The 8,686-nt window shown below is 62.2% G+C and carries 7 protein-coding genes; 6 read left to right on the top strand and 1 reads right to left on the bottom strand.

The window, feature by feature from the left end; translation table 11 throughout:
- A partial coding sequence (locus AC1D2N_RS22295) for an electron transfer flavoprotein subunit alpha/FixB family protein (RefSeq protein WP_477982013.1) occupies window positions 1-668 on the top strand: 668 nt, incomplete at its 5' end.
- 148 nt (window positions 669-816) lie between these two features.
- Window positions 817-1,698 (top strand): 3-hydroxybutyryl-CoA dehydrogenase, encoded by an 882-nt coding sequence (locus AC1D2N_RS22290; RefSeq protein WP_003543296.1) that lies wholly within the window; start codon window positions 817-819, stop codon window positions 1,696-1,698.
- 178 nt (window positions 1,699-1,876) lie between these two features.
- Here AC1D2N_RS22290 and tlpA read toward each other — a convergent pair whose 3' ends face one another.
- The gene (gene tlpA, locus AC1D2N_RS22285; protein ID WP_130653172.1) at window positions 1,877-2,539 is read right to left on the bottom strand and encodes a thiol:disulfide interchange protein TlpA; all 663 of its coding nucleotides are present in this window, start codon (window positions 2,537-2,539) and stop codon (window positions 1,877-1,879) included.
- 26 nt (window positions 2,540-2,565) lie between these two features.
- Here tlpA and argH point away from each other — a divergent pair, with 26 nt between their 5' ends.
- From argH to AC1D2N_RS22265, 4 genes are all read left to right on the top strand, one after another.
- Window positions 2,566-3,969, top strand: a complete 1,404-nt coding sequence (gene argH / locus AC1D2N_RS22280; RefSeq protein ID WP_130653173.1) for an argininosuccinate lyase — start codon at window positions 2,566-2,568, stop codon at window positions 3,967-3,969.
- A 118-nt stretch (window positions 3,970-4,087) separates the two neighbouring features.
- Window positions 4,088-4,300 (top strand): LPS translocon maturation chaperone LptM, encoded by a 213-nt coding sequence (gene lptM / locus AC1D2N_RS22275; protein ID WP_113543674.1) that lies wholly within the window; start codon window positions 4,088-4,090, stop codon window positions 4,298-4,300.
- An 11-nt stretch (window positions 4,301-4,311) separates the two neighbouring features.
- Window positions 4,312-5,580: a diaminopimelate decarboxylase gene (lysA, locus tag AC1D2N_RS22270; RefSeq protein ID WP_130653174.1), complete on the top strand. Its 1,269-nt coding sequence runs from the start codon at window positions 4,312-4,314 to the stop codon at window positions 5,578-5,580.
- A 265-nt stretch (window positions 5,581-5,845) separates the two neighbouring features.
- Entirely contained in the window at window positions 5,846-8,473 is a 2,628-nt protein-coding gene (locus AC1D2N_RS22265) for a TIGR02302 family protein (protein ID WP_130653175.1), read from the top strand.
- The last annotated feature ends 213 nt before the right edge of the window (window positions 8,474-8,686 follow it).

Genomic DNA, 8,686 nt, shown 5'->3' with positions numbered 1-8,686 from the left:
TCTCGGCCGCCACCTCGGTCGGCAAGAACGTGCTGCCGCGGGTGGCAGCCCTGCTCGACGTCGCCCAGGTCTCGGAGATCGTCGAGGTGATCTCTGCTGACACCTTCAAGCGACCGATCTATGCCGGCAATGCCATCCAGACGGTGCAGGCGACCGATGCCAAAAAGGTGATCACCGTGCGCACCGCATCCTTTGCCTCTTCGCCGGAAGGTGGTTCGGCCACCGTCGAGGCGATCCCGGCGGTTTCCGATCCGGGGCTGTCGACCTTCGTCAGGGACGCGCTGTCGGCCTCCGACCGTCCGGAACTGACGTCTGCGAAGATCATCATCTCCGGCGGCCGGGCGCTGGGTTCTGCCGAGAAGTTCAGGGAGGTCATCCTGCCGCTCGCCGACAAGCTGGGTGCTGCCGTCGGCGCATCCCGTGCGGCTGTCGATGCCGGTTATGCGCCGAACGACTGGCAGGTCGGCCAGACCGGCAAGGTGGTGGCGCCGCAGCTCTATATTGCCTGCGGCATTTCGGGCGCCATCCAACATCTGGCCGGCATGAAGGATTCGAAGGTCATCGTCGCCATCAACAAGGACGAGGAGGCGCCGATCTTCCAGGTCGCCGACTACGGATTGGTCGCCGATCTCTTCGACGCCCTGCCGGAATTGCAAAAGGCGCTCTGACCGCGCCAAATGCTTTTCTTTCGCACTTGCGAATGACTGGAAAATTATCTTTTATCGGGCTACTACTGCTGCCGGGCGATCCTTCGTCCGGCAGTATTGCTAGAAAAATGCGGCGGCGCGGGGGCGAATGCCGTGCGGGGGTTTGGAGATGAATGCGGTGTTGAAGAATATTGGTATTATCGGTGCCGGTCAGATGGGCTGCGGCATCGCGCATGTTTCGGCCGCCGCAGGTTACAGGGTTCACATCTACGATCTCTCGCAGGACCGCATCGAATCTGGCCTTGCCACCATCAACGGCAACCTGGCCCGCCTGGTGACGAACGGCAAGATGACCGAAGAGGAGCGCAAGTCGACCTTGTCGCTCATCACAGGCTCGTCCGATGTCAATGATCTCGCCCCCTCCGATCTCGTCATCGAGGCCGCCACCGAGGATGAAACGGTCAAGCGCAAGATCTATACGCAGGTCTGTCCGGTCCTGAAGCCGGAAGCACTGCTTGCCACCAACACCTCTTCCCTTTCTATCACCCGGCTTGCTGCCGCCACCGACCGCCCCGAGCGCTTCATGGGCATACATTTCATGAACCCGGTGCCGGTGATGAAGCTGGTCGAACTGGTGCGCGGCATCGCGACCGACGAGAAGACCTTTTCCGCCGCCAAGGAATTCGTCGGCACTCTGGAAAAGACCATCACCGTCGCCGAGGATTTCCCTGCCTTCATTGTCAACCGCATCCTGCTGCCGATGATCAACGAAGCGATCTACACGCTCTATGAAGGCGTCGGCACGGTCGACGCCATCGATACGGCGATGAAGCTCGGCGCCAACCACCCGATGGGACCGCTGCAGCTTGCCGATTTCATCGGCCTCGACACCTGCCTCTCGATCATGCAGGTGCTGCATGACGGCCTGGCGGATTCGAAATATCGTCCCTGCCCGCTGCTGGTAAAATATGTCGAAGCCGGCTGGCTCGGACGCAAGTCCGGCCGCGGCTTCTATGACTATCGTGGCGAAGTGCCGGTCCCGACGCGGTAAGCGGCCATCACCTGAAAGGGCGAATAGACCGAGCGCCCGCTAAATGCTTTCCTTGCCGGGAACGGGAGGAAACGCCATGTCGACCGAAACACCCATGTTCCTGCTGCAATGCTGCGTCCTTATCGGAATCGCCGGCGTCTTTCTCATGAGAGGAGATGGGGACTCCTGATCAACGTCGTTACGACCCGATCGCACCCTTGATTAGCGCCTTCGCGTCTTCGCTATCCCACGCGGCCGGGCCGTTCATGGCGGAGATCAGGCAGCCTTTGTCGTTGAGCAGCAGCGTCACCGGAAGGCCGAAGGCAAGGCCTTCCTTCTTCAGGCTGTTGAACACGCCGATCGTATTGTCGCGGTAGAGCTGCAGAGCATCGACGCCGGTTTCAGTCAGGAACGTCTTCGGCTTCTCATCGTCGCCGGTGTCGATATTGACAGGCACGACCTGGAACCTGTCGCTACCCATCTCCTTTTCGAGTGCGTTCAGCGCCGGCATTTCCTCGCGGCAGGGCACGCACCAGGTGGCCCAGAGATTGAGAAGCACGGTCTTGCCGGCGAAATGATCGAGCGTCAGCGGCTTGCCATCCGGCCCGTTGAAGGAAACCGCCGTCAGCTTGCGCGGCTCGGTGGCGGCAACCATGGCGGCCACCTGCCCCTTCATGAGCGGTGCCAGATTGGCAGCACGCTCCTTCGCCAGCGAGCATTCGGCCGAAGCGCTGCTGCCGATCCCATTGCCAATCCCCTTCTCATTCACGTATACCGCTGCCGCACCTGCAACGACACCTGCGACGGCGGCGATTGCGATCAATTTTCCGGACGGCAGGCCGAAGGGTTTTTTCGTCGTCATTTCATTCTCCAGGACGGGCATCTTCCATGGCCGAGAACAACACGGACACCAAATCCTCCAACCAGATGTGGGGTGGGCGCTTCGCCTCCGGCCCGGACGCGATCATGGAGGAGATAAATGCCTCGATCGGTTTCGACAAGAAGCTATTCGCCCAGGACATCCGCGGTTCGATCGCCCACGCGACCATGCTTGCCCATCAGGCGATCATTTCATCAGACGATAAGGACAAGATCGTTCACGGGCTAAACACGATCCTGTCAGAAATCGAAAGCGGCAATTTCGAATTCTCGCGTCAGCTCGAAGACATCCACATGAATGTCGAGGCACGCCTGGCGACGCTGATCGGACCGGCCGCCGGCCGCCTGCACACCGCCCGCTCGCGCAATGATCAGGTGGCGCTCGACTTCCGCCTCTGGGTGAAGGAAGAGCTGCAGAAGACCGAGCAGATGCTGACCGGCCTGATCGCGGCCTTCCTCGACCGCGCCGAAGAACATGCCGAAAGCGTCATGCCGGGCTTCACCCATCTGCAGACCGCCCAGCCCGTTACCTTCGGCCATCACTGCATGGCCTATGTCGAAATGTTCGGCCGCGATCGCTCGCGCGTGCGCCACGCCATCGAGCATCTGGATGAAAGCCCCATCGGCGCCGCAGCCCTTGCCGGCACCGGCTATCCGATCGACCGCCACATGACAGCCAAGGCGCTCGGTTTCCGCGAGCCGACCCGCAACTCCATCGATACGGTCTCCGACCGCGATTTCGCCATCGAATTCCTGTCGATCGCGGCGATTGCGGGCATGCACCTGTCGCGTCTGGCAGAAGAGATCGTCATTTGGTCGACCCCGCAATTCGGATTCGTGCGTCTCTCCGACGCCTTCTCGACCGGCTCGTCGATCATGCCGCAGAAGAAGAATCCGGATGCCGCTGAACTGGTGCGCGCCAAGACCGGCCGCATCAACGGCTCGCTGATGGCGCTGTTGACGATCATGAAGGGTCTGCCGCTCGCCTATTCCAAGGACATGCAGGAAGACAAGGAACAGGTCTTCGACGCAGCCGAGAGCCTGGAACTGGCAATCGCTGCCATGACCGGCATGGTGCGCGACATGACCATCAACACCGCGCGCATGAAGGCGGCGGCCGGCTCCGGCTATTCGACGGCGACCGATCTTGCCGACTGGCTGGTGCGTGAAGCCGGCCTCCCCTTCCGCGATGCCCATCACGTGACCGGCCGCGCCGTAGCACTCGCCGAAAGCAAGGGCTGCGACCTTGCCGAACTTCCGCTTTCCGATCTGCAGGCGATTCACCCCGACATCACCGACAAGGTCTACGACGTGCTGACCGTCGAGGCCTCGGTCGCCAGCCGCAAGAGCTTCGGCGGCACGGCGCCGTCCGAAGTGCGCAGGCAGATCGCCTTCTGGCGCGCCCGCAACTAAGAGATATCAGGCGTGGCGCCTTCCTGCAGGCGGAAAGACCGTCCAACAATCAGGGTGCACAAGGCGGACAAACTTCGCTATGAAGATGTCCATCATTCGATATGAATGATGCCAGCACATGCCGCAGAAGAGGATATCCATGAACAGCTTGCCGCATCTCATCCGCCTGACGGCGGTTCTCGCCGTCATCGGCCTTGCCGTTGCCGGATGCGGGCGCAAGGGCGACCTCGATCCGCCGAGTGCTGCGGCAACCAAGGAAGGCGACGTTTCCAAGCCGACGAAACAGCCGGGAACTGTCGACAAGCCCTTCCTTCTCGATCCCCTTCTTTAAGGCATAAGCCCGTGAACCATTTCGAGTACCGTGACGGCGTCCTTCATGCCGAGAACGTTCCCGTTCCCGAGATCGCCAAGGCGGTCGGCACACCTTTCTACGTCTATTCCACCGCGACGCTGGAACGCCACTACCGCGTCTTTTCGGAAGCCTTCGCCGACATGGACTCCATGGTCTGTTATGCGATGAAGGCGAATTCGAACCAGGCGGTGCTGAAGACGCTGGGCCGCCTCGGCGCCGGCATCGATGTCGTCTCGGAAGGCGAGCTGCGCCGCGCGCTTGCCGCCGATATTCCGGCGAGCCGCATCATGTTCTCAGGTGTCGGCAAGACGCCGTCCGAGATGGATTTTGCGCTTGAGGCCGGCATCTACTGCTTCAACGTCGAATCCGAGCCCGAGCTCGAGATCCTCAATCAGCGCGCCGTCAGCGCGGGCAAGAAAGCGCCGGTCTCCTTCCGCATCAACCCGGATGTCGATGCGAAGACGCATTCCAAGATCTCGACCGGCAAGAAGGAAAACAAGTTCGGCATCTCCTGGGAGCGCGCCCGCGCCATCTATGCCTATGCCGCCAAGCTGCCGGGCATCGAGGTTACCGGCATCGACATGCATATCGGCAGCCAGATCACGGAGCTCCAGCCCTTCGACGACGCCTTCAAGCTGTTGCACGACCTTGTCGCGACGCTCCGCGCCGACGGCCACACCATCCACCACGTCGATATCGGCGGCGGCCTCGGCATCCCCTACAAGGACGACAACAATCCGCCGCCGCTGCCGGACGCCTATGCGGCAATCGTCAAGAACCAGCTGCGCGGTCTAAACTGCAAGATCATCACCGAGCCCGGCCGCCTGATCGTCGGCAATGCCGGCATCCTCGTGACCGAGGTCCTCTATGTGAAGGATGGCGGCGAAAAGACCTTTGTCATCGTCGACGGCGCGATGAACGATCTCATCCGCCCGACGCTCTACGAGGCCTATCACGAGATCCGGCCGGTAACGATTTCGGCGGCCAACGCCCCCCGCATCCGCGCCGACGTGGTCGGCCCCGTTTGCGAGACCGGCGATTATCTGGCGCTCGACCGCGAGATGGCGATGCCGAAGCCCGGCGACCTGATGGCCGTCAGCACTGCCGGCGCCTACGGTGCGGTCCAGGCCGGCACTTATAACAGCCGCCTGCTGGTGCCCGAAGTTCTGGTCAGGGGCAGCGATTTCCATACGATTCGACCGCGCAGAACCTATGCCGAACTGATCAGCCTCGATTCCGTTCCGGCCTGGCTCGACTGAAGCATGTCGCGCAAAAGTGCGCGGCGGTTTTCCGATAACGACATGGGTAAAACAAAGACCTAAAGCGCGCGAAGCAATCCGAAAGATCGCAACGCGCTTTAAGTCGCATCACTTTTTGGCGAATAACCGTGAAAAGCCAGTATTACTGGCCGCTCGCCCTCGCCTTCGCCACAAAGAGTGTTATCCTTTCGTTCATGAGCGTATTGCCCTGCAATCGCCGGAAGCGCCCTCTGTTCCAGAACGCCAGATCGCGGAGACCGGACCGATGAGAAGCCCCTCGAGGCAGAAGAAAGGTGCATTTGCGTTCCGGCCCTCGCTTGCCCGGCTGGTGACGACGAAACGCCTGCTGGCGCGCATCGTGCTCTTTTTCGAGCAGCTGCTGCCGCCTCTGATGCCGGTACTATCCGTCATCGCCTTTTATCTCTCCGCCTCCTGGTTCGGTCTCTTCCGCAGCGTGCCAGACTGGCTGCGCATCCTGCTGCTCATCGCCTTTGCTGGCGCTTTTCTCGTCTCGCTCCTCCCCTTCCGCACCCTGCGCTGGCCGAGGATCGCGGAAGCCGACCGCATGCTGGAGGAGCGCAACGGCCTGCCGCACCAGCCGGTCACCGTCCAGGAAGACGAGCCGGCCTTTGATACGCCCTTTGGCCGAGCTCTCTGGCGCGAGCACCAGACGCGCATGGCCGAAAAGATCGCAGCACTCGATGCCGGACTGCCGCGGCCTGATATCGCCGCGCATGACCGTTTTGCGCTGCGCGCCGTCCCGGCGCTGCTACTCGTCACGGCCTTCGGTTATTCGCTGTCGATCAACGGCGGCTCGATCCGCGACGCGTTGCAGGCAGCACCCGAGCAGGTGGTCAGCGATCCGGCGGTGCGCATCGACGCCTGGGTGACGCCGCCTTCCTATACCGGCCGCGCCCCGATCTATCTGACGGCTGACGGCAGCGAGCAGGCGCCGATCGGCATTCCGCAGTTTTCGGGCCTTACCGTACGGGTCAGCGGCGGAAAGACGGCTGAAAAAGTCGTGTTCCGCAAGGCGAACGGCGAGGCGCAGGATATATCAGTACAGGCGGATACCAAACCGCAGCAGACGGCGGCACCTGCCAGCCAGGCTCTCGTCGCGCAGACGCATATGATGAAGCTCCAGGAGAACGGTGCACTTGAGGTCAACGGCCGGCGCTGGAGCTTCGAGGTGCTCCCCGACAAGGCGCCAGAAATTGCCTTCGACGGCCTGCCGAAGCGCAGCGTCAACGGCGCGCTTGAAATCGCCTTCACGGTCAAGGACGATTACGGGGTCCAGGAGGCGCATGCGGAGATCGTTCCCGTCGAAACCGATCCGACGGCAACGCCGCTCTATCCGCTGCCGGAATACCGGTTGGATATTCCCCGCCGCAACGCCCGCGACGCCAAGGGTGTGACCAGCCGGAACCTGACCGAACATCCGCTTGCCGGCAAGCGCGTGCGCATCACGCTCGTCGCCAAGGATGCCGCCGGCCAGACCGGCCGCAGTCCGCCGTATGAGATGGCGCTGCCGTCGCGGCCCTTCAACGAGCCGCTTGCCGCGGCCGTCGCCGAAGAGCGGCAGGTTTTCGCGCTCGACACGCGCAAGATGCCGCAGGCGATCGCGCTGAACGAGGCGTTGACCATCCGCCCCGAGGAGACGATCCCCAAGCTCACCAACTACCTGCTCTTGGAATCCGCCCTGGCGCGCATGAAGCTCGCAAGGGGCGAAGATGCGCTGAAGGATACGGCCCAGTATCTGTGGGAGATCGCCCTCGGCATGGAGGACGGCGATCTTTCGCTGGCTGAGCGCAAGCTGCGTGAGGCCCAGCAGAACCTTGCCGACGCGTTGGATCGCAACGCTCCGGACGCGGAGATCAAGAAGCTGATGGACGAACTGCGCAAGGCGATGCAGGACTATATGACCGAGCTCGCCGAACGCATGCAGAACGCGCCGATGCAGCCGAACCAGAACGCGCAGAATATCCTGCGTCAGCAGGATCTGGAACGGATGATGGACCAGATCGAGAATCTCGCCCGCTCCGGCAATCGTGACGCCGCCCAGCAGATGCTGTCGGAATTGCAGCGGATGATGAACAACCTGCAGGCGGGCCGTCCACAGCGCGGCCAGCAGAGTCAGGAAAACAGCGAGGCCCGCAAGCAGATCGACAAGCTCGGCGAGATCCTGCGCGACCAACAGAAGCTGATGGAACAGACCTTCCGGCTCGACCAGCAGCTCAGGGACCGCATGCAGCGCGGTGAGTCTGATATGGGCGAGAACGATCCGCTGCTCGACGAGATGAACCCCGGAGAGAACGGCGAGCCTCAGGATCAGCAGCAGGGCCAGCAAGGCAAGGAAGGCCAGCAGCCCTCCGACCAGATGACGGCCGAGCAGCTGCGCGAGGCGCTAAAACAGCTGCGCGCCCAGCAGGATGCGCTCGGCAAGCAGCTCGGCGAATTGCAGAAGAGTCTCGGCGAGATGGGCATGAAGCCTGGCCCGGGCTTTGGCCAGGCGCAGCGTGAAATGGAAGGCGCCGGCCGTGAACTCGGCCAGGGCCGCGGCCAACCGGCCGTCGAGGGCCAGGGCCGCGCGCTGGAAGCGCTTCGCCAGGGCGCCCGCGACATGATGAACCAAATGATGCAGGCGCAGCAGGGCCAACAGGGTCAAGGTCCGAACGGCCAGGTTGGCCAGGGCGACCAGAACGGCCGCGACCCACTCGGCCGGCCACGCCGGCCCCAAGGGCCGGATTTCGGCGACAACAGCGTGAAGGTGCCCGACGAAATCGACGTTCAGCGGGCGCGAGAAATCCTTGACGCGATCCGGGAAAAGCTCGGCAACAATCCGCCGCAGGAAATGGAACGGCGCTATCTCGAGCGGCTGCTGGACATCCAGTAGCACCGCAACGCGATGGACAGCAGGCGCGTTAGAACAAGATCATTCCAGGCCGAACCGGCCTAAAGCATGTCGCGCAAAAGTGTGCAGCGGTTTTGCGATAACGACTTGCGTAAAAACAAAGACCTAAAGCGCAAGGCGCGAATCTGAAAGATCGCGACGCGCTTTAGAATCTGAATCGTGATCTCAATCAAAGAAATGGAGCATGATTTCGCC

This window comes from Rhizobium sp. P1_B8 (assembly GCF_056406515.1).
Note: the sequence above shows the minus strand (reverse complement) of the source record. Positions and strands in the feature narration are given on the sequence as shown.

Bases quoted from the DNA above. Each gene is read 5' to 3' on its own strand.
- AC1D2N_RS22290 (WP_003543296.1), top strand. From the start codon at position 817: ATGAATGCGGTGTTGAAGAATATTGGTATTATCGGTGCCGGTCAGATG.
- tlpA (WP_130653172.1), bottom strand. From the start codon at position 2,539: ATGACGACGAAAAAACCCTTCGGCCTGCCGTCCGGAAAATTGATCGCA.
- argH (WP_130653173.1), top strand. From the start codon at position 2,566: ATGGCCGAGAACAACACGGACACCAAATCCTCCAACCAGATGTGGGGT.
- lptM (WP_113543674.1), top strand. From the start codon at position 4,088: ATGCCGCAGAAGAGGATATCCATGAACAGCTTGCCGCATCTCATCCGC.
- AC1D2N_RS22265 (WP_130653175.1), top strand. From the start codon at position 5,846: ATGAGAAGCCCCTCGAGGCAGAAGAAAGGTGCATTTGCGTTCCGGCCC.